The 18,385-nt window shown below is 53.9% G+C and carries 18 protein-coding genes and 1 pseudogene; 4 read left to right on the forward strand and 15 right to left on the reverse strand.

Annotation, left to right across the window (positions count from 1 at the left end; genetic code table 11):
• Nucleotides 1–127: 127 nt before the first annotated feature.
• Entirely contained in the window at nt 128–763 is a 636-nt protein-coding gene (locus tag P0X86_RS30805) for an SDR family oxidoreductase (RefSeq protein ID WP_277747249.1), read from the forward strand.
• A 107-nt stretch (nt 764–870) separates the two neighbouring features.
• On the opposite strand, the gene P0X86_RS30810 is transcribed toward P0X86_RS30805, so the two are convergent.
• Nucleotides 871–1,350 carry a glutathione peroxidase gene (locus P0X86_RS30810; protein ID WP_096775822.1) on the reverse strand — a complete coding sequence of 160 codons (480 nt, stop codon included), beginning with the start codon at nt 1,348–1,350 and terminating at the stop codon, nt 871–873.
• Nucleotides 1,351–1,642: 292 nt separating this feature from the next.
• Between P0X86_RS30810 and P0X86_RS30815 the strand changes: the two genes are divergently transcribed.
• Complete coding sequence (locus tag P0X86_RS30815) at nt 1,643–2,179, forward strand: hypothetical protein (protein ID WP_096775821.1); 537 nt, start codon at nt 1,643–1,645, stop codon at nt 2,177–2,179.
• Between the two features lie 25 nt (nt 2,180–2,204).
• On the opposite strand, the gene P0X86_RS30820 is transcribed toward P0X86_RS30815, so the two are convergent.
• The 3 genes from P0X86_RS30820 to P0X86_RS30830 form a co-directional block, all read right to left on the reverse strand.
• Complete coding sequence (locus P0X86_RS30820) at nt 2,205–3,458, reverse strand: hypothetical protein (protein ID WP_192570369.1); 1,254 nt, start codon at nt 3,456–3,458, stop codon at nt 2,205–2,207.
• A 195-nt stretch (nt 3,459–3,653) separates the two neighbouring features.
• Entirely contained in the window at nt 3,654–4,004 is a 351-nt protein-coding gene (locus P0X86_RS30825) for a DUF3243 domain-containing protein (RefSeq protein WP_015737797.1), read from the reverse strand.
• A 97-nt stretch (nt 4,005–4,101) separates the two neighbouring features.
• Nucleotides 4,102–5,718, reverse strand: coding sequence for a DEAD/DEAH box helicase (locus P0X86_RS30830; protein WP_277747250.1), 1,617 nt, complete (start codon nt 5,716–5,718; stop codon nt 4,102–4,104).
• Between the two features lie 243 nt (nt 5,719–5,961).
• Between P0X86_RS30830 and P0X86_RS30835 the strand changes: the two genes are divergently transcribed.
• Nucleotides 5,962–6,531, forward strand: coding sequence for a hypothetical protein (locus P0X86_RS30835; protein ID WP_009590358.1), 570 nt, complete (start codon nt 5,962–5,964; stop codon nt 6,529–6,531).
• Here P0X86_RS30835 and P0X86_RS30840 read toward each other — a convergent pair.
• The 11 genes and pseudogenes from P0X86_RS30840 to P0X86_RS30890 all read right to left on the reverse strand — a co-directional run bounded on the left by P0X86_RS30840 (nt 6,528) and on the right by P0X86_RS30890 (nt 17,061).
• Nucleotides 6,528–8,198, reverse strand: coding sequence for an ABC1 kinase family protein (locus P0X86_RS30840; protein ID WP_277747251.1), 1,671 nt, complete (start codon nt 8,196–8,198; stop codon nt 6,528–6,530). The genes P0X86_RS30835 and P0X86_RS30840 overlap by 4 nt on opposite strands.
• Nucleotides 8,199–8,516 (reverse strand): phasin family protein, encoded by a 318-nt coding sequence (locus P0X86_RS30845; RefSeq protein WP_009590344.1) that lies wholly within the window; start codon nt 8,514–8,516, stop codon nt 8,199–8,201.
• Nucleotides 8,517–8,763: 247 nt separating this feature from the next.
• A complete protein-coding gene (locus P0X86_RS30850; RefSeq protein WP_277747252.1) occupies nt 8,764–9,417 on the reverse strand; it encodes a PepSY domain-containing protein in 654 nt (217 codons plus the stop codon).
• 116 nt (nt 9,418–9,533) lie between these two features.
• Complete coding sequence (locus P0X86_RS30855; protein WP_036662034.1) at nt 9,534–10,160, reverse strand: PepSY domain-containing protein; 627 nt, start codon at nt 10,158–10,160, stop codon at nt 9,534–9,536.
• Between the two features lie 87 nt (nt 10,161–10,247).
• Nucleotides 10,248–11,600 carry a sensor histidine kinase gene (locus P0X86_RS30860; protein WP_096775816.1) on the reverse strand — a complete coding sequence of 451 codons (1,353 nt, stop codon included), beginning with the start codon at nt 11,598–11,600 and terminating at the stop codon, nt 10,248–10,250.
• On the reverse strand, nt 11,597–12,295 hold the full coding sequence (locus P0X86_RS30865; RefSeq protein ID WP_277747253.1) for a response regulator transcription factor: 699 nt from the start codon (nt 12,293–12,295) through the stop codon (nt 11,597–11,599). Before P0X86_RS30865 ends, P0X86_RS30860 begins: the two co-directional genes overlap by 4 nt.
• A 34-nt stretch (nt 12,296–12,329) precedes the next feature.
• Nucleotides 12,330–12,968 carry a ThuA domain-containing protein gene (locus tag P0X86_RS30870; RefSeq protein ID WP_009590348.1) on the reverse strand — a complete coding sequence of 213 codons (639 nt, stop codon included), beginning with the start codon at nt 12,966–12,968 and terminating at the stop codon, nt 12,330–12,332.
• A 108-nt stretch (nt 12,969–13,076) separates the two neighbouring features.
• The gene (locus P0X86_RS30875) at nt 13,077–13,892 is read right to left on the reverse strand and encodes a uroporphyrinogen-III synthase (protein ID WP_096775814.1); all 816 of its coding nucleotides are present in this window, start codon (nt 13,890–13,892) and stop codon (nt 13,077–13,079) included.
• Nucleotides 13,893–14,224: 332 nt separating this feature from the next.
• Nucleotides 14,225–15,685, reverse strand: a pseudogene (locus P0X86_RS30880) (catalase).
• Nucleotides 15,686–15,871: 186 nt separating this feature from the next.
• Complete coding sequence (locus P0X86_RS30885) at nt 15,872–16,690, reverse strand: winged helix-turn-helix domain-containing protein (protein WP_009590363.1); 819 nt, start codon at nt 16,688–16,690, stop codon at nt 15,872–15,874.
• On the reverse strand, nt 16,666–17,061 hold the full coding sequence (locus tag P0X86_RS30890; RefSeq protein WP_009590342.1) for a Fur family transcriptional regulator: 396 nt from the start codon (nt 17,059–17,061) through the stop codon (nt 16,666–16,668). Before P0X86_RS30890 ends, P0X86_RS30885 begins: the two co-directional genes overlap by 25 nt.
• Before the next feature lie 198 nt (nt 17,062–17,259).
• Between P0X86_RS30890 and P0X86_RS30895 the strand changes: the two genes are divergently transcribed.
• On the forward strand, nt 17,260–18,270 hold the full coding sequence (locus P0X86_RS30895; RefSeq protein ID WP_015737808.1) for a D-alanyl-D-alanine carboxypeptidase family protein: 1,011 nt from the start codon (nt 17,260–17,262) through the stop codon (nt 18,268–18,270).
• Nucleotides 18,271–18,385: the final 115 nt, after the last annotated feature.

The following is an 18,385-nucleotide window of genomic DNA, read 5'->3' on the forward strand; positions in this document are numbered from 1 at the left end:
GGAAGCTAAAAGGGCCCCGCTTGCCAACATTCTCGAGATACCGGAATAGGTTTTTCTTATTAATAACGGATTATTCCCTTTTTGAAACAATCGGCTGCGGGTAATGTTGTGCAGGAGGTGCTTTATCATGACAACCGTATTTGTTGCCGGAGCGCATGGAAATACCGGGAGACGGATCGCGAAGCTTCTCGCCGAGAAGGGGTATCAAGTCCGCGGCCTGATCCCCGATGAGATCCATAAACGGAAGATGGAGCAGGAGGGTGCCGAGGGAATTGTCGGTGATTTGACGCAGTCTTATTCCGATGGTTTAAGGGACGTAGACGCCGTCATCTGCGCAGTTGGCGCCGGGGTAACGGAAGATCCTCAGGAGACGGATCATGTCGGCACCGTGAGGCTGATCGAGCAGTGCGTGCTTCTAGGAATCAATCGCTTCATTATGATTAGCTGCATGGAGACCAAACATCCGGAGCACTTCTCCGAACTAAAGCCCTATTTGCTTGCCAAACATAAAGCTGAGACCATTCTTGAAGAAAGCACGCTGACTCACACGATCATAAGGACCGGCGAGTTAACGGATGACGCTCCTGCCGGCAGGGTTCAGGCACATCCCGATCTCCGGGAAACCGGATCCATATCCCGTCAAGATGTCGCTCAAGCAGCCGTGCTGTGTCTCTCCACGCCAGAGACGGAACTTAAGGCGTTCGATCTGATTCAAGGCGATCATCCCATACAAGATGCCTTGAAGGGTCTTGATTCGGGCTGAATGGACGAAATGGCGAGGGATTTCCCATAAAAAAACAGGACTGTTTCTCCTCCGGGGCAAATCCCCCGACGAAAACAGCCCTGTTATGTGCTCATTACTATCTGGCATTAACCCAGCAGGGATTCAATGGCGCCCTTCATCGATTCAGGCGATTCCTTCGGCTCAAACCGCTGGACCACCTTGCCTTCGCGGTCCACCAGGAACTTCGTAAAATTCCAAGCGATCTCTCCGCCTTCATTCGGTCCGGGCTGCTCCGATTTCAGATACTGAAATAACGGATGAGCATGCTCCCCATTCACGTCAATCTTCTGGAAAACCGGAAAGTTCACGCCATAGTTCAATTGACAGAACGATTCGGCCTCTTCGCTCGTACCCGGCTCCTGTCCGCCAAACTGATTGCACGGAAAGCCAAGAACCTGAAGCCCTTGCTGGCCGTATTGGTCGTACAGCTGTTGAAGCTCTCCATATTGCGGCGTTAGGCCGCATTGGCTTGCCGTATTCGCGATGATCAAGACCTTGCCCGAATACTGATCGAGCGAGACTTCCTGCCCCTTGGTATTGGTTGCATGATACTCATAAACTGACATCCTCGAATCTCCTCTCCAGCTTGTATTGAATGAACCGCTTGCTTCCAAGCTTCTGTAGCCTGGCCCATCTTCTTACATCATACCGAATATACGCCCCTAAACCAAATTTTCGGTTCCAATGCCTCTACCCCGCCATCCGTAAATCCATTATGATAAACGTATATCCGCTTCAAGCAAGAGTTACATAGACTCCTGACAGCTGTTTAGTCAGCAAGTCAGCAGGGTAATGATTTAGGGTTTGGCAAAATATTGCATGATCCCGCATTTCAACAACAGTAAGCGAGGAAACGAAATGAAATTGTATCCCGAAATGTTCTTGTCTCCATGGCATCTCATCGTCGTTGTTCTGGCCCTGATTGCCTTCATCGGATTGATCAAAGGGGGGTATGACCGAAGAACCGTGCTTCGCAGCACAGGGCTGTCGACGCTGGTTTTCTATTTTATTCTGACGATCCCCATTGGCCTGATCACCCAGGAATCGCTTTACAAAGAAGAAACGATGCTAACCGACCTGGATCAGAACTTTGAGGACAAGAAGGCGGATTCCCAGCTGCAGAGCTTGAAAGACTACGTCGTACTTCACGTTGGAGCGTATAAAAATGAGGATGATGCCGACATCGTCGTCTATGCCGGCAATTATCATGAAAGCCAAGCGTTCAACGGTCATATTACCTTGTTCGTGTACGACAAGAACGATGAGGAAGTCTTTACCGAGATGTACAGGGACATCACCCTCGCCCCCGGCGAGAAGAAAAAGCTGGACACCTCTTTTACCAGCCAGCCCATGGATACCTACAGGTACCGATACGAAACGCACCCCCAAATGTGAAGGGTGCGTTTCTTTCGTTTTCGTATTAGGTTGACAGCCGGTCTCCAGACTCGAACCCTGGCTTATCGTTTTCCGTAAGAGGCTGGTACGGCCCCGGCATCGGCGGAAGATTCTTCGCATCCCGCCCTTTGCGCACATACCGGATTCCCAAATAAAAGAGAGCCGCCACAGGCAGCGACAGCATGGCTATCGCAAGGAGCATGCTGGACATTTGGTAGGAAGGATCGGTCTCGATCTCCGAGAAGTCCAGAAACATAAACGATATAAAAGTAACCAGCGAGAACATAATGATCTGTAACCAGCGCATCCATTTCACCAGGAAGAAGAACAGGATCGCCGACAGCGCAACAAGAAGAATGGGGTACAGCGGCTGTTCCGGGTCCGCGTTACCCAGCTCCGCCTGGCGCGTCAGCCAAAAACCGACGGCGAACTGAACCGGGAAAACCAGCCAAGCAAGCAAACCGGTTCCACGAAAAGCCGATCTTCGCTTTTGCAGCGCTTCTTCGTATTCGAGGAGCTTCATCTCGTATTCCAGCTGATCCAGTTCCTCCTCCGTCAGCTCCCTGTCTTCCTCCTCGTTCTCCTGTACCAGGCGATCCAGATACGGACGGAATTGCCGCTCGATATTCCCGTCAAATTCGGCACGCTCTAAATCCTCGTCCTCGCGAAGCACTGACGCCACCGATTCATCCCCCAGATCTTGGATGATGACGGATGTCAGATATAAAGGAATCCCTCGTCTGCCGACGACCTCCAGCCAGCGGTTCGCCTCCATCGGATCCGTGAAAGGAACGGCCACTGCCCGTTCAGCCGTCCCTTCCCCAGCAACAAGGTACATGATGGGCATTAACTCCGCCATAGGCACCGACTCGGTCATTTTGCTGTTTTTATAGGCATAACTGAATTGAAAAATATATCGCCCGTAATATATTTCCTTTACGTCGCCGATCCGAAGGCTCCCCTTCAAGGAGTCTTTCGTCTCGGGATTCCATCGCTCATATTCAATGTGGTCTTCGTATAACAAATATTCGTCCAGATGCGTATTATTCCAGATATGCCCTTTCAGACTCTTGGATAGCCGAATCACCATAAAGATACCGGCGGGTATACCCGCCAGACTCATCCACGTCCAGACATTGGCCCAGAAGTACAACAGAATCAAAGGCCCCATCGTAAACGCCAGTCCCAGCAAAATGCCCAGCACATGCATTTCGAACGTAAGCACCCAATAAAAAGGCTGCATTTTGGGTTTTCTCTGCTCATGAATCACCAGAGACATTCAGGCAGCGCCTCCTCCTTTATTCTTTCGATGTTACCCAATCCAACAGATGGAATAAAGACATTGGAAATCATATTATGTATAAAGCCTAATATCAAGCCCTTCATCCTATAGTTATGTTCATTCCTGCCTTCGAACCAAAAAAACCTTCCCCGGCAAGTCGGCCGGGGAAGGACCCTCATCTTACGCTTCGCCTTATTGAGCCGTACGGTTTTGAGCCAGCTTAACCAGCAGATGAGCCAGCTGATGCTGCTCCGCTTGCGTTCCGACCTTCCATAACTCCTGAAGAAGTTTCTCCTCGGAATTGCGGGGCTCCTCGTTAGCGGCGAGGTATCCGGCTACCTTCTCTGCCGCCTGCGCCAGCTGCTCTTCATTCAAGCCAATGCTCTCGGCAAGCTGAATTCGTTTGTTCAAATAGGATTGAAAGGCATCGAAGTCAGCCAGGATCCGTTCCTTCTCCTTGTCGTCAATCCGGTCCATAGCGTCATCGACCTTACTCACATCCAGCTCACCGTTCTTGTTCACCACATGATTATGTTCAGACATGGTAACGCCTCCTTGTCATTGACTGGGTAACGATCTCTACTTAAACGTGATCCTTCGGATTGAAACAGAAGACCTCCTAAAATTTACCTTGAACTCCCTAGCGGCTCCGACCGCCGCGTCGTCCACCGCTTTGGCCTCTGGCAGCGCGGCCTTCGGAGGATCGGGTTCCGCCTTGTCCGCCGCGGCCTGCGACATTCCCCCGCCCCTCGGTTCTGGACGGTCCGCGGCTGCTGCCTCGTGCTCCGGCTTGCGGTCCGCGGCCCTCGCCTGCACGACCGCCTTCACGCGCTCCGCTGCCTCGGCCTCCGGCCGCCGATGATCCTCGACCCTCTCCGGTACGGCCTCCTGCCCGGCCCGAATCGCGGTCATCCCTGCGCGATGATCCTGCCCTTCCTCTACCCTGCTCGTTACCGCGGCTACGCCCGGAACCCGTGCCCCGATCGGCACGGCTTCTGCCTTGACCACGTTCATTATCGGATTCAAGTGACGAGACATTTCTTGCTTTCTTCGGTCGGCCCGTATCCCTGCCCGAGCCGCCAGAGCTTTCCCGAAGGCTTCCGGCGGCAGAGTCATAGCGTACTCGCTTTAACCGCTGGGAGATCCCTTCTTCGATGCGCTGCAGATCATTAAGGTCTTTTCCGGCCGCAAACGTGATGGCCATACCGCTACCCCCCGCCCGTCCGGTCCGGCCGATACGATGGATGTAACTTTCAACATCATGGGGCATATCGTAGTTAAAGACATGGGTAACGCCTTCGACGTCCAGCCCCCTCGCGGCAACATCCGTTGCAACGAGCAGCTGCAGCTTGGCTTCCCGGAATCGCTTCATGACCGCTTCCCGTTTCGCCTGGGACAGATCCCCGTGCAGCTCGTCCGATTGGTAGCCATGGGCCAGCAGCGCCTCGTTCAACGTGGTGGCTCTGCGCTTCGTCCGGCAGAAGATGATCGCGAGGAAGGGATTATGCTCTTCGATCATTGCGCGTAAGGCATCCTGTTTGGAACGGTCCGTACACTCGACCACTACCTGCTGGATCTGCTCCAGCGGGATCGGGGAAGCCCCCTTAATCACGATATCGACAGGTTGATTCATATAATTGCCGGCAAGCTGCTTCACGCCGGCAGGCATCGTCGCCGAGAAGAGCATCGTTTGGCGCCGATACGGAAGCGCATGGATCAGCGCCTCCACTTCATCCAAAAAGCCCATATGCAGCATCTGGTCGGCTTCGTCCAGCACCAGCTGCTTCACGCCGCCAAGCTCTAACGTGCCTCGGCGCAAATGATCCAGCAGCCGGCCCGGCGTGCCGATGATCAATTGGCGTCCGCCTTCAAGCTTGCGCAGCTGTTTCTCCACGTCCTGCCCGCCATAGACCGCCAGAATTTTGATGCCGTCCGGCTCTCCTGCCGTCAGCTTCTTGGCTTCTTCCGTAATTTGCAATGCCAATTCCCGTGTCGGCGCAACGATGAGCGCCTGCGGGTACGCCCGCTTGGGATCGATATGCTGCAGAATCGGCAGCATGAAAGCCAGCGTCTTGCCTGTGCCGGTCTTCGCCCGGGCAATGACGTCCTTTCCCTGCAGCAGCAGCGGAATGCTCTCTTGCTGTACCGGAGTCGGTTCCGTAATTCCCTGCTCCTTCAGTTTTCGTACTCTTTGTTCGTCAATGCCCAGCTGTTGAAAGTTCGGCAAACGTTCCACCTCATTTAATTTATTTAGCATCTTATGGTCTCAATCCATTCGATTCAGCAAACAAAACCAACATATTTTCATACATAAATCCCAACAAAAGGCCGATACCATTCGTTCTTAGAAGAACAGGGCGCTTCCCTTATGTGTCCAGTGAATGAAGATATGGTTTGAATCCATTCACTATTTTCGCCAGAAAACTGACAAACGACCCTGTCTTTGGTAATGTCAATGATATAGAAATCCAGTATACACCAGCGAGGAGGTGTCCCCGATATGCATATCCTACAGCTCATCCTGACAGCCTTGATCTTGATGATCCTATTCGGCCTTATCAATCTAATGATGAATTATATTTCAAGACGCGACGGGGAGCCCATCGTTCCCTTCCGGAAGAAGCTGTGGCTCATTCCGCTGTTGTCGGCCTTTATCATTATGCCATTGGAGCTCTTTTCCATGCTGTATGCCCAGTGGTTCCCCATGCCCGATCCTTCAGGAACTGGCGAAACGCTTGCCTACGACGGCCAAGGCGTGCTGCTCGGCTTCTCGCTTTTCGTCCTGGTCGGGTTCCTGATCTTCGAAGGTCTCATACATCCATTGGTCATCGCCCTGCTGCGGCTTCTGCTTCGCAAGGATACCTCCATCTATATGAAACAGGCAGTGACGGTCGTGACCGATACGCTGCTGCTGTACATAGCCTCTCTGATCGTGCCCGCCATTCCCGTGGAGGGCTGGCTGCAATCGTTGGTCATCGCCGTATTTTTCCATCTCATAGAGTGGATCCTGATCGGTGTCCAGGCCTGGATGCAGCAACGCAAACGGACAAGAGCCGAATCGGCAGGCTAGAACCTGCCGGATTTGAATATGGCGTACAGCAGCCATGCCACCATCAGCAGGGCTACGATGAATCCGACTTCAATCACCGGGAAGCTCCATATCATCATCGGCTCCCGGCTGAGCGACGATCCGATAATCAGCCCTACCATGATGATGCTGAAAGCCAGAAGCACGATGCTGAAGGACAGCCGGTTACTGATCTGATCCAACTTGCGCATCAGCGTTTTCAGTTCCGGAACGCTGATCTCCACCCGCAGTTTTCCTTTGCTGATCAGGGCCGACAGCTGCCGGGCTTGACCGGGCAGATCGAGCAAACTCTCGGCAAGCCCCGCCACCCCATCCAGCACCTTCCTGCTGATCCGGCGGGTATTGTACCGCTTCTTCAACAGCTTCCTTCCGAAAGGCTCCGCCATATCGATAATGCTCAGGCTCGGGTCCAGCATCTCGATGACCCCTTCCAGGGTCAGCAATGATTTGCCAAGCAGCGTCATATCCGGAGGCAGCATAATCCGGTGCCGCTGGGCAACGGCAAACAGATCGGTCAACGCCTTGCCGATGCGCACTTGAGCAAAAGGCACGTCATAATACTCTTCCCGCAGACGGTCCATATCCGACCGCAGCGCATCCATATCGCAATCGTCCGGAATCAAACCCATTCTGGAAATCGCCCGGATCATCCCCTCCGAATTCCGCCGCATCAATGCAATAATGAGTCCTGACAGATGATCCTTCATATCTTCGCTGAGATGACCGACCAGCCCGAAATCCAGAAAGACCAGCTTGCCGTCCTCCCTGACGAGCAGGTTCCCCGGATGAGGGTCGGCATGAAAGAAGCCCTCAATAAAAATCTGCTGCAGCATGCCGTCGGTCAGATGCTCGGCGATCGCCTTGAGATCATGCCCCTTGGCCACAACCTCCTGCCTGCGGCTTAAGGTAATACCCTCGGCATACTCCATCATCAACACCTTCGATGACGTATAATCCCAATAAATCCGCGGAATATGGACAAATTCCTGCTCCGTCATCCGGGATGCGATCTTCTCCGCATTCCGGGCTTCATGGCTGTAATCCAGCTCCGCCATCATCGCTCTGGCAAACTCGTCAACGATTCGATCCACGCGGTACTGCTTCACCCATTCCCAATGGCGCTCGGCAATCGAAATTAAATCCCGCAGGATTTCCAAGTCGCGGCCGATCATGCGGGCCACGCCGGGACGCTGCACCTTGATCGCTACAAGCTCTCCGGATTTCAGCCTCCCGGCGTGAACCTGGCCGATTGAGGCGGCAGCCAGCGGCTTGTCCTCAAACTCACTCAACACGTCGTCGATCGGCATGCCCCATTCTTGTTCAATCAGCTCCCGTGCGCTCGCGGAAGGGAACGGAGGCACCCGTTCCTGCAGCTTGACCAATTCCTGGATAATGTGGTCTGGCAGCAGGTCCGATCGGGTACTCGCCAATTGGCCCAGCTTCACAAAGGCAGGCCCCAGATCCTCCAGCACTCGCCGAATGCGTTCCCCAAGCGTAATCGTCTCCGGCTGCTCCTTGGAGCTCCAGCGGACAGGCAGCGACAGAACATGGAACAGTCCCATCTCCTCCACCATATAGCCAAAGCCATGACGCATGAGCGCCATGGCGATTTCCCGGTAACGTCCGGCATGTCGAATTCGGACCGCCATCTATTCCTGCCGCGATCCTTCCAGTTCTACAACCTTCTTCTCCAGAGCGGCAATGCGCTGTTCCAGGCTGGCGACATCGCTCTCTTTGGGAACATCCAGATCAGACAACACGCGCTGCACCTGCTCATAAATATATGACTTGATCTGGGATTGCTCCTCTTCGCCGCGCTCGACGAGGCGGTTCACCAGCGCCTTGGATTCCGCAGGAGCCAGCTCCCCGCGTTTGACCAGATCGTCCACGATTTTCTCTACTTTTTCCTTGCTGACCACGGTAAGGCCCAATCCTAACGAGATGGCTTTCTTAAAAAGATCACTCACGATATATCCCTCCCGGTCGTTGTCTGGTTCCATTATAACCTTTAACGCTGGCAAAAACATCTATCCTTGGACTTGCTTTCTAAGTATCGAGAAGCTCCCTTATCAATGTCCCCTGATTTTCCATGAAATATGAGGGCCAATCGGGCGGACGGCGGGAATGCACTAATGCCATGACAAAAAAGCGAACAGCCGGGTTAAAACCCGTGCTGTTCGCTGATACGGCTATCCTACGCAGATGAAGAACGGTTTAATCGTCATCCCGATCATCATCGTAATGATCATCGTGATCATCATCCCAATCATCATGGTCATCGTGGTCGTCATCATCATGGTCGTCGTATTTCTCGTATTCTGCCTTGATCACTTTGCCGCTGACCGCGTTGATCTCAACCTCGGACGAGCCTTTGGCCGTCTTCACTTCGACGTCATACACCCACCGGCCGTCATCGTGGTCCAGATCAACCTCTACGGCTGTCCCGCTCTTGACGTGTTTGACAGCGATGGCGGATGCCTTGCCGGCACCGATCAGATTCCCCGGAATGCTGTCACGGTCATCATCGTCATCATCCCGATCTACTATGACGCCAAGGGATTTGCCTGTGTAGGCATCAATCCATACATCGACATCCCGGTTGCTCTGCTGAATCTCAACATCGTACACCAGCTTGCCCTTTTTGCGGTCGATGTCAATGCTCTCCACTTTACCGCTGGCAGCCGCGAGTGCCAATTGTTCCGCTTTTTCCATTCCAATGAGCTGCTTCTCCTGTTTGGCTGCCGCCTGGGTTCCTGCCGGCGTTGTCTGTCCTGATCCTGCAGCCTGCACGGCGCTATAGCCGTATACTCCACTTGCCGCGATCGCTACGGACAGTGCGCCTGCCCACCATGTTCTTTTGTTCATCATTTTGCCTCCTCAAAACTCTCTGTGTGATCTCTACAAACCCAATATACCGTCACAACATGAGAGCTTTCGGAGAGAAAGATTAGAATACGATGAGAAAATGCGAACAGGCCTCTAATCTATTCATCGTCATCCTCGTCATCCCAAGTCACGGTCATGATCTTGCCGGTAATCGCGTGGACCTGAATGGTCGCTTCGCGCCCGTCTTCCCGCTCGATCTCGACCAGATAATAACGGCTGCTCTTGCTCTCGCGATATTCCACGTCTTCCACCGTTCCCGGTACCTTCTCTAAAGAAAGCTTGATCGCGTACTCTTTGGTGATCATCGTTGCAGGCGGCTCCGCAGTTCCGCTTTCACCATCCGCTGATCCCTTCTCGCCATTCTCAGCGGGCTCCGCAGGAGTCGTGCTTGGATTGTCGGTCGGCTGCTTGGTTTCGCCGGGCTCCGGCTCTGGCTTCGCTGGCGCTTTGTCCAGCTGCTTGATGGACACGATATCGCCTTGACGGGCATCCACCGTCATCTCATACCTTCCGGAATTGGACTCCAGCTCCATCCGGTACATCTCCCCATCCAGCGTTGCTTTTGTAATCTCACCGTCCGGATATTGTTTCAATACTCCGCTTACGGCTTCCTCCTGCGACATCGCCTCCGTCGAACGGGTAAACGGACTCCATACCGCATTCACGATGATCATGACGGCCACCACGATAATGACGCCCAGCAGCACACTCACTTTTTTACGCATTGAATCACCTCGCAACCCATTCGGTCTATACCGTCAGTATAGCGCAGCATGGTTAGAATTCGATGAGAAAACGTGGGCTGCTGACGTTTATTTCGATTCTTGGAGCCGAATGGTGGCCGTTGTGCCCACGCCGGGCAGGCTTTCCAGCTCCAGCTCAGCAGAGATGGCCTCCGCGATATCCTTGGCCAAGGACAATCCAAGGCCGGCTCCCCCGCCCCGGCGGGTACGAGCTTCGTCCACCCGGTAGAAACGGTCGAAGACGTGCTCCAGCTCCTCTTTGGCAATGCCGATTCCGCGGTCGATGACCCGGATATATACCTCCGACGGCTTTCTGCCCAACTGGATGACGATATGTTCGTCACTGTATTTGCGTGCATTATCCAGCAGAATGAACAAGAGCTGCTTGAGCCTGCGGCTGTCCGTCCAGCCCAGAACCTCGCCGTCGGCTTCAACCTCGACCGTGCGGTTATAGGCATCGCGAAATGCGCGAGCGGAAGACTCCGATAATGCTGCGAGATCCACCTGCTCCATCTCGACCTGCCATTGGTCCTGGTTGCGGGCAAGCAGCAGCAGCTGCTCCGTCATCTCCTTCATCCGGATCGCTTCCGAATGGATCGCATCGACGGACTCCATGAACAGCTCCGGCCGATCCAGGCCTCGCCGCTTCAACAAACTGGCGTAACTCTCGATGATGGTGAGCGGTGTTTTTAACTCATGGGAAGCGTTGGACACGAATTGTTCCTGCCTCGCATGGTTGCTCTCCAGCAGCGTGATCATGTCATTGAAGGCAGCCCCCATCTCCACCAGCTCATCCTTGGATGTTTCCTTCAGCTCGATCCGACGGAACCGTCCGCTCTGCCGAATCTCCCGCATCGTACGGATTAAGGCCGTAATCGGCTGCACGATTAAACGCCCCAATATCCGCGTCGAAATGATGACCGGAACCAAAGCGATCGCGGTTACGGCCACCAGCACAATGCGCAGCACCTGCAGCGTCTCCATCGTAGCGGCAAGGCTGCGGGAAATTTGGATGTTGTATACCGCCCCGTCGCTCCAAATGACAGGCAGGGACACCAGCACATAACGCATTCCTTCATATCGGATCTGCTCGACCTGCTTATTGGCGTTATAAGGCAGCTTCAGCTCATCCATATCCTCGCCGGAGGAGGTCACGTAAGGAGACTTGGCCTTGCTGTCAGCCGGGACGAATTGAATCTTTCCGTCAGCCGGGACATAACTTCGCAGCAGATCGTCAATGGGAATGGTCGCGGCAGAATGCGCAATGCTTCTGACGATGCTTCCCGCCTCGGCTTCCGCCTGCTCCAGCTGGCTGTCCACCGTCATTTTGCTGAACACGTAATACACGGATAAATTCATGACAATCAGGATGGCGGCCATCAGCACCGACGAATAGAGATGGATTTTGCTGCTCAGCTTCATAGGGTTTCTTTCAGCACGTAGCCGACGCCGCGAACGGTGTGGATGAGCTCTTGCGTGCCGTCATGATCGATTTTCTTGCGGACGTAACGTATGTATACATCAACGACGTTGGTATCGCCGTAATAATCGTACCCCCACACGGCAGCAAGAATCTGCTCGCGGTTCAGCACCTGCCGCTTGTTCTTCAGCAAATAGACGAGCAAGTCAAATTCACGCGGCGTCAGATCGATCCTTCTGCTGTCGCGAATCACTTCCCGCGTGCCTTCATTCAATTTCAAATCCGCGGCCGTAAGCCACTCCCCAGCCGGTTCTTCTTCCGGATGAGGCTTTCCCTGAAGCCGTAATGCAGCACGAATCCGCGCCAGCAGCTCTTCGATCTGAAACGGCTTCGTAATATAATCATTGGCTCCAAGATCCAGCCCCGATACCTTATCTTCAACGGAGCTCTTCGCCGTAAGCAGCAGCACGGCCGTATGGGAATCATGGGCACGAATCCGCCGCAGCAGCTCAATGCCGCTCATACCCGGAAGCATGACATCCAGCAGAATGAGATCCACCTCCTGGCTGCGGTATGCCTCAAGCGCATCCAGCCCGTTATCCGCCTTGATGACCTGGTATCCTTCACTCTCCAGCTCGATTTCAAGCAAACGGGATATTTTCGCTTCATCCTCAACAATTAGTATCTTCCCGCTCACGCGCGTCCCTCCTGCCCGATCATTTCGAAATGCCTTAACCCGGAACGCGCGCCGCCCACTTGGCCGCTTGCGTAATCATTAAACGCAGCTGAGGCTGGAGAAAGGACGGTTCATGATGGCCCGGCATCAAGAAGACCACGCGTCCAATGCCATACGTATGGCACCAGGCGGCAGGCCACTGCTTGCCTTCGTACTCATAATGCAGCAGCACGGTTTTTTCCGTGAACGGACTGAATACGAACCGGTAAGGCTCCTCGTCCAGCACAAACGGCTCAACGCCCTCCGTAATATCGTGATCGGTCTCCCCCGGAACGAAATACAGCTTCTCCATCGGCGGGTGCCCGTCAAAACGGGCGCCAATCAGCTGCGCCAGCTCATAACGGTTTGCCAAGGTAACGCCATTATGAATCACGAGCAAGCCGCCGCCTCCGCTAACGTAGGACAGCAGGCCTGCGGTCTGCCGCGGCGAAACCCGCTCGTCCCACAAGTCGCTATAGGCGATGCACAGCTCGTAAGGGTAGAGATTGCTTTCATGAAGCATTTTATGGTTTTCCGTGCACTGCACGGTGAACATGTCGTTCAGCAGATGCGTGATCTGTTTGTCTATGCCTTGCAGCGGATGAAACTTCGGGTGCGTGTAGCTGCCGAGCAGCAATGCTTTTCTCTTATCCATCGGTCATCCTCCTATTTACTACTCAATATTTCACATGAACCTGAGGAACATGCATCGACGTGCTGGAATGGATCCAAATCCTTAGCTTCGTTACGTTATATCATGACATTATTCTTGATTTTGAGCAAAATAACGGCCAAGCGTCACCATCATGCTGCCCATTCGCTCTTCCTCGGGAACCACCATGCGTTCAATGCCTTCCTCGCGGAGTCCCTGAGCCGTCACCTTGCCGACAGCCGCCGCCACGACCGGTCCGCGGAACGCCTCCAGCACGGCTTCCAGCTTGCCATGGGCACGAGCATAATCCGCAAGAAAACGAAACTGTGGCGCACTTGTAAAAGCAACCGCATGAACCTTGCCGCCAACGATTTCGTCAACGAGCAGGGAAATATCCTCCTCCAGCGGCGGAATGTGCTTATAAGGCAGAATCTGCTGCACCTCCGCTCCCCGTTGCTGAAGCCAATCGACCAGCTTAGGCGCAGACTCGCCATGCAGCTGCAGAATGACGCGTTGACCCGACAAGTCATGCGGCGCAAGCGACCGGATCAGTCCGGACGTGCTGCCGTCATCGTCTCTGACGACCGGTGCCAAACCGCGTTTTTTCAGAGCATTCGCGGTCTTGTACCCTCTTGCCGCAATCGAGGTGTCTTGAAGCGTTTCATTCAATGTATCCAACAGGCCCATCTGCTCGGCCGTATCGTAAATGGCCTCCAGGCCGATTCCCGTCGTAAAGATCGCCCACGGCGCAGGCGCCTCGAGCCAAGCTTCGATGGAACGCCGGAGCACTTCATCATCCAAAAATACCGTCCCCTGCGCCGGGCGAAGCACCGCCGTGCCTCCCATCTTCTCCACCAGCTTGGCCATGTCCGCCGCTTTGCGCGGGCCTGCCAAGGCTACAACCCGATCTTTCATATGCTGTGCCATGATATATGCCTCACTCTCTTAAATTCTAGCTTATGCAACCTTCATGCCGTATAGCCTCTAGCAGCTGACTCCAGTATAAAGGCCATGATCCCATAGATAAAGCCACTAAGGTCTTATTCTTCCAAAAAGCCCCCTTTCCTGCCGCATGCAAAAAAGCAGCAAAGGAATAGGCGTTCCTCTGCTGCTCCACTTATATATTTCAGTGGATGAAAAAAAGAGGCACCCATTTATGCGGGTACCTCTTTTGGCCGGCGACCATGGATCGCCGTCTATATAAAGGCCTGCCATCCTGCACAGCGGAAACAGGATGGCGGGCTCTTATATGTTTGGTATTACTTCGGCTGACCGGCCGGGATGAATCCGCTCAGGTCTACGCCAAGCCCTGCGGCAAGTCTTGCGCCATATTCGGCGTCTGCACGGTAAAAATTGCATACGGCACGGAGCTGGATGTCGGATTTGACCTGGCTCAGGTCGTCAACCAGATTGCGGAGCAGATGATCCTTCTGCTACTCCGTAAACGAACGGTACAATTCGCCGGCTTGGGTGAAGTCATCCGTTTTCTCGATGCGCTGGCGAACGACATGACCGCTCAGCGGAGCTTCGCTCTCATTCACGGACGGATCTTCCACAGGGCCCGTTGTATAGCTGTTCGGTTCATAGTTCACCGGCGACGGATCTTGATTCACGTTCATCAAGCCGTCGCGTTGATGATTGCGCACAGGGGCATACGGGCAGTTGATCGGGATCTGCAAATAATTGGCGCCCAGACGATGACGCTGCGTATCCGGGTAAGAGAATAACCGGCCCTGCAGCAATTTATCCTCGGACGGCTCAATGCCGGGCACCAATGCGCTTGGGGAGAAAGCCGCCTGCTCCACCTCGGCGAAGAAATTCTGCGGGTTACGGTTCAGGGTCATCGTACCCACGGTTATGAACGGGAAGCGATCCTCCGGCCAAGTCTTGGTCGGATCCAGGGGATCAAAGGACAAATCATCCATTTCTTCCGGAGACATCAGCTGCACCTGCAGGCGCCATTTCGGGAAATTCCCGTTAGCGATGTGTTCGCGAAGATCACGGGTGGCATGATTGAAGTCCTTGCCCTGCACCGCTCCCACTTCGTCTGCATTCAGCGTGTTGATGCCTTGCACGGATTCCCATTTGTATTTAATGTAGGTCACTTTGCCTTCGCTGTTCACCCACTTGAACGCATGGACGCTGAATCCGTCCAACTCGCGATAGTTCGCCGGCGTGCCATGATCCGAGAACAGCCAGGTCATCATATGGGTGGATTCCGGAGACAGCGTCATGAAATCCCAATACCGGCCTGGCTCTTGAATGTTGCTTTCCGGCGAAGGCTTCAAGGAATGCACCATATCGGGAAATTTGATCGCATCCCGAATGAAGAAGACCGGGAGATGATTGCCTACAATGTCATAGTTCCCTTCCTCCGTATAGAACTTCACGGCGAATCCGCGCGGATCGCGTGCCGTTTCGGGCGACCCCGTTCCATGGATAACCGTGGAGAACCGGACGAACACGGGGGTTTCCTGACCGATTTCCTGCAGGAATGCCGCTTTGGTGTACGGCTTCATGTCATGCTCGACCACAAATACGCCGTGGGCACCTGCTCCGCGTGCATGAACGACGCGCTCCGGAATCCGTTCACGGTCGAAGTGGGCGATTTTTTCGATCAGATGATAATCCTCAAGCAGTGTCGGCCCGCGGCGGCCCGCCGTTTTGGAATTTTGGTTATCTCCTACGGGAGCACCTTGGTTGGTTGTCAATCTATCCATCTATGAACCCTCCATCATTTCTATAATTGATTTTAGACTGAATCTAAATTTATGAAGTGATTGTATCATCGGAGGTTCGCTCGGATCATGATTGTCGCGTGAGCGTTATGTGACCCTTCCATGAGCCTTATATGAAGTTCGGATGAATCATTGCGACAATCGCGAATGAACAAAAAAAGGAGGGGATTAATCCGCCAGGCGGTATCCCACTCCTCTAACCGTTGCGATATAGCGCGGGGCACCCGCGTTGTCGTTCAGCTTCTTGCGCAAGCTTTTGATGTGGACATCCACCACGTTGCTGCCGCCCATAAAATCGGTATCCCAAATTTTGCACATCAGGTCCTCACGCGTGCATACGGCCCCTTCGCTGTCCAGCAGCAGCATCAGCAGATGATACTCCGTCTTGGTCAAGTGAATCGGGGTGCTGCCCCGGTGGATGGTCATTTTATCCCGGTCGATCGATAAATCTTTATAGATCAGTCCCCGCATGACCTCTTCTCCACCCGACAAACCCGCTGCCGGGGAGAACAAGCGAATCGTCCGCTGCACCTGATACATCATCGTATCTTTGGAACGGGCCGGCCATACCATCAGCTCTTCATCCAACAGGCTTGATCCTGCATTGCTCATGAGCTCCTCGCCTACAAGATACAGGATCGGAATCGTGGTATGTTCCGGCAGCAGAAGCTCCTTCTCCTTGTTGAACGCCGCCATATTCCGGCAGCCCGTCATGTCGGCGATAATCAGTCCCGTGTTCAGGGCGGACTGCAGTCGCGGTTCCCATTTACGGAACATCATGACCTCGAAGCAGTTCTCCGTCAAGGTTATGAACATTTCGTTCACGCGCCCCGGAGAACGGCTGATCAATGCGGCCCGCAGCGTGGTGGGACAAGCATCTCCAATCGCCATCGGCGTCGTGGGACGCACATACAGATTGCCGGATTGGAAATCCGGAAAAGCATAGACTTTCCCGAGCTCCGTCATTTCTTCCGTTTGATTTGACATTCTGGACACACCCCCCCGAATACGACGTGAGCATGATGGATAACGTAGTTGGTTTCACCGGCTACCGTAGCAGCCCAATCCTCTGGCACCTCCGTCATGACCTCGTCCACTTTGCCGCAGACTTCACAAATAATATGCTGGTGCTCGTCGGTACGGGCATCGTATCGGCTCGCGCTCTCGCCCAGCTTCAATTCCCGGATCAGCTGTTTATCCGTCAAGTAACGCAGGGAATTATAAACGGTCCCGTACGCGAGATTATATCCTTTCTCCACCAGCCGGTTCATGATATCCGCAGCAGTCGGATGATCATGCGATTCCCGAAGGACATCGTACACCGCTTGGCGTTGCGTCGTCAGATTCAAAGATTTCAAGGTATTCACCCTTTTAATTTATTTTTAGATCAAGTATAAATCTTATTCGTTTCAAGGTCAACATCCCGCGCCAAAAACGCTGCTGGTAATCTTTAAGATTTCTTTAGATTCAATTAAAAATTACTTTAGTTTGTCTGGCTAGACTTAGAACATACATAAATGAGACGCATAACCAGTCAAAGGAGACGATAAAGCGCCATGGAATCCATAACCAAGCATCCCCGCAAGGCACCTCCAGCCCCTGAAACATCCCGGCAGCAAACCGGCACGCTTCGGCATCAACGTGCGAACCGCCGCAAGGGACGCGCGAAATTAAGCCTGTTGCTGCTGCTGTTCGGCGTCATTCTGATAGCCGTGTTCATAGCGAGGGTATTTATACCCCCTCCCATCAAAGCGAGCTCGGCCATCCTGATTCATGCGGATACGGGCCGCGTGCTCTATGCGATGCATGCCGATCTCCCCCTTCCTCCCGCAAGCATGTCCAAGATGATGACCGAGCTGCTGGTGCTGGATGCTGTTCGTTCCGGGCAGCATGCCTGGGACGAGAACGTACCGGTCAGCCGATATGCCGCAGAGGTACCCGGTTCGGCCATCGGCATGCATGAAGGCGAACGTTACACGCTGAAGCAGCTGTTCGAAGCACTCATCATCCATTCGGCCAATGATGCGGCCGTTGCTATTGCGGAGCACCTCGGCGGGTCGGAGGCCCGATTCGTGGAGACCATGAATGCCCGGGCGAAGGAAATCGGCCTCTCTGACCGCACCGTATTCGCCAACGCTTCCGGTTTGCCTGCGGCCGACCTGGTTCCTTTTGCCGAGGCGGCCTCCGAAGGGGACACCGTCATGACGGCCCGGGACTCGGCCATGCTCGCCAGATGGCTGGTGAACAAACACCCGGATCTGCTTGAGGTAACCAGCCAGCGGGATTTGCCCGTCCCGCAGAAGGAACTCTCCCTGCACACCACGAATCTCATGCTGCCCGGCGAGCCGCATGCTTACCAAGGCAATGACGGCTTTAAGACCGGGTATACGGCCTCGGCCGGTTATTGCTTCACGGGAACCGCGTCACGGGGCGGAAACCGGCTGATTTCCGTCGTGATGGGAACCGGGGACGCCGATCAGCGGTTTACGGAAACCCGGAAGCTGATGGATTACGGATTCGATCGCCAAGGCATCCTTTCGAATCTCGTATCCGGCCTTTTTAAATAGCTATTGTGCAAGTACTCCCTAGTTTTTGAAGGCAAAGCTGCACTTTATGCGGTTGATTTAGGGTACACTGTTCCTAAAGGAATCATAGTTTTCATGGGAGATGTACGGGAGGATA

Origin of the sequence: Paenibacillus sp. BR1-192, from assembly GCF_029542445.1 — a bacterium.
Taxonomy (GTDB): Bacteria; Bacillota; Bacilli; order Paenibacillales; family Paenibacillaceae; genus Paenibacillus_AQ; species Paenibacillus_AQ lautus_A.

What these genes read in the sequence shown, in the direction of transcription:
- P0X86_RS30855 (WP_036662034.1), bottom strand. Translation starts at nt 10,160, where the DNA reads ATGCGTAAAAAAGTGAGTGTGCTGCTGGGCGTCATTATCGTGGTGGCC.
- P0X86_RS30875 (WP_096775814.1), bottom strand. Translation starts at nt 13,892, where the DNA reads ATGGCACAGCATATGAAAGATCGGGTTGTAGCCTTGGCAGGCCCGCGC.
- P0X86_RS30810 (WP_096775822.1), bottom strand. Translation starts at nt 1,350, where the DNA reads ATGTCAGTTTATGAGTATCATGCAACCAATACCAAGGGGCAGGAAGTC.
- P0X86_RS30870 (WP_009590348.1), bottom strand. Translation starts at nt 12,968, where the DNA reads ATGGATAAGAGAAAAGCATTGCTGCTCGGCAGCTACACGCACCCGAAG.
- P0X86_RS30885 (WP_009590363.1), bottom strand. Translation starts at nt 16,690, where the DNA reads ATGTCAAATCAAACGGAAGAAATGACGGAGCTCGGGAAAGTCTATGCT.
- P0X86_RS30860 (WP_096775816.1), bottom strand. Translation starts at nt 11,600, where the DNA reads ATGAAGCTGAGCAGCAAAATCCATCTCTATTCGTCGGTGCTGATGGCC.
- P0X86_RS30835 (WP_009590358.1), top strand. Translation starts at nt 5,962, where the DNA reads ATGCATATCCTACAGCTCATCCTGACAGCCTTGATCTTGATGATCCTA.
- P0X86_RS30830 (WP_277747250.1), bottom strand. Translation starts at nt 5,718, where the DNA reads ATGCTAAATAAATTAAATGAGGTGGAACGTTTGCCGAACTTTCAACAG.
- P0X86_RS30820 (WP_192570369.1), bottom strand. Translation starts at nt 3,458, where the DNA reads ATGTCTCTGGTGATTCATGAGCAGAGAAAACCCAAAATGCAGCCTTTT.
- P0X86_RS30805 (WP_277747249.1), top strand. Translation starts at nt 128, where the DNA reads ATGACAACCGTATTTGTTGCCGGAGCGCATGGAAATACCGGGAGACGG.
- P0X86_RS30850 (WP_277747252.1), bottom strand. Translation starts at nt 9,417, where the DNA reads ATGATGAACAAAAGAACATGGTGGGCAGGCGCACTGTCCGTAGCGATC.
- P0X86_RS30840 (WP_277747251.1), bottom strand. Translation starts at nt 8,198, where the DNA reads ATGGCGGTCCGAATTCGACATGCCGGACGTTACCGGGAAATCGCCATG.
- P0X86_RS30815 (WP_096775821.1), top strand. Translation starts at nt 1,643, where the DNA reads ATGAAATTGTATCCCGAAATGTTCTTGTCTCCATGGCATCTCATCGTC.
- P0X86_RS30825 (WP_015737797.1), bottom strand. Translation starts at nt 4,004, where the DNA reads ATGTCTGAACATAATCATGTGGTGAACAAGAACGGTGAGCTGGATGTG.
- P0X86_RS30895 (WP_015737808.1), top strand. Translation starts at nt 17,260, where the DNA reads ATGGAATCCATAACCAAGCATCCCCGCAAGGCACCTCCAGCCCCTGAA.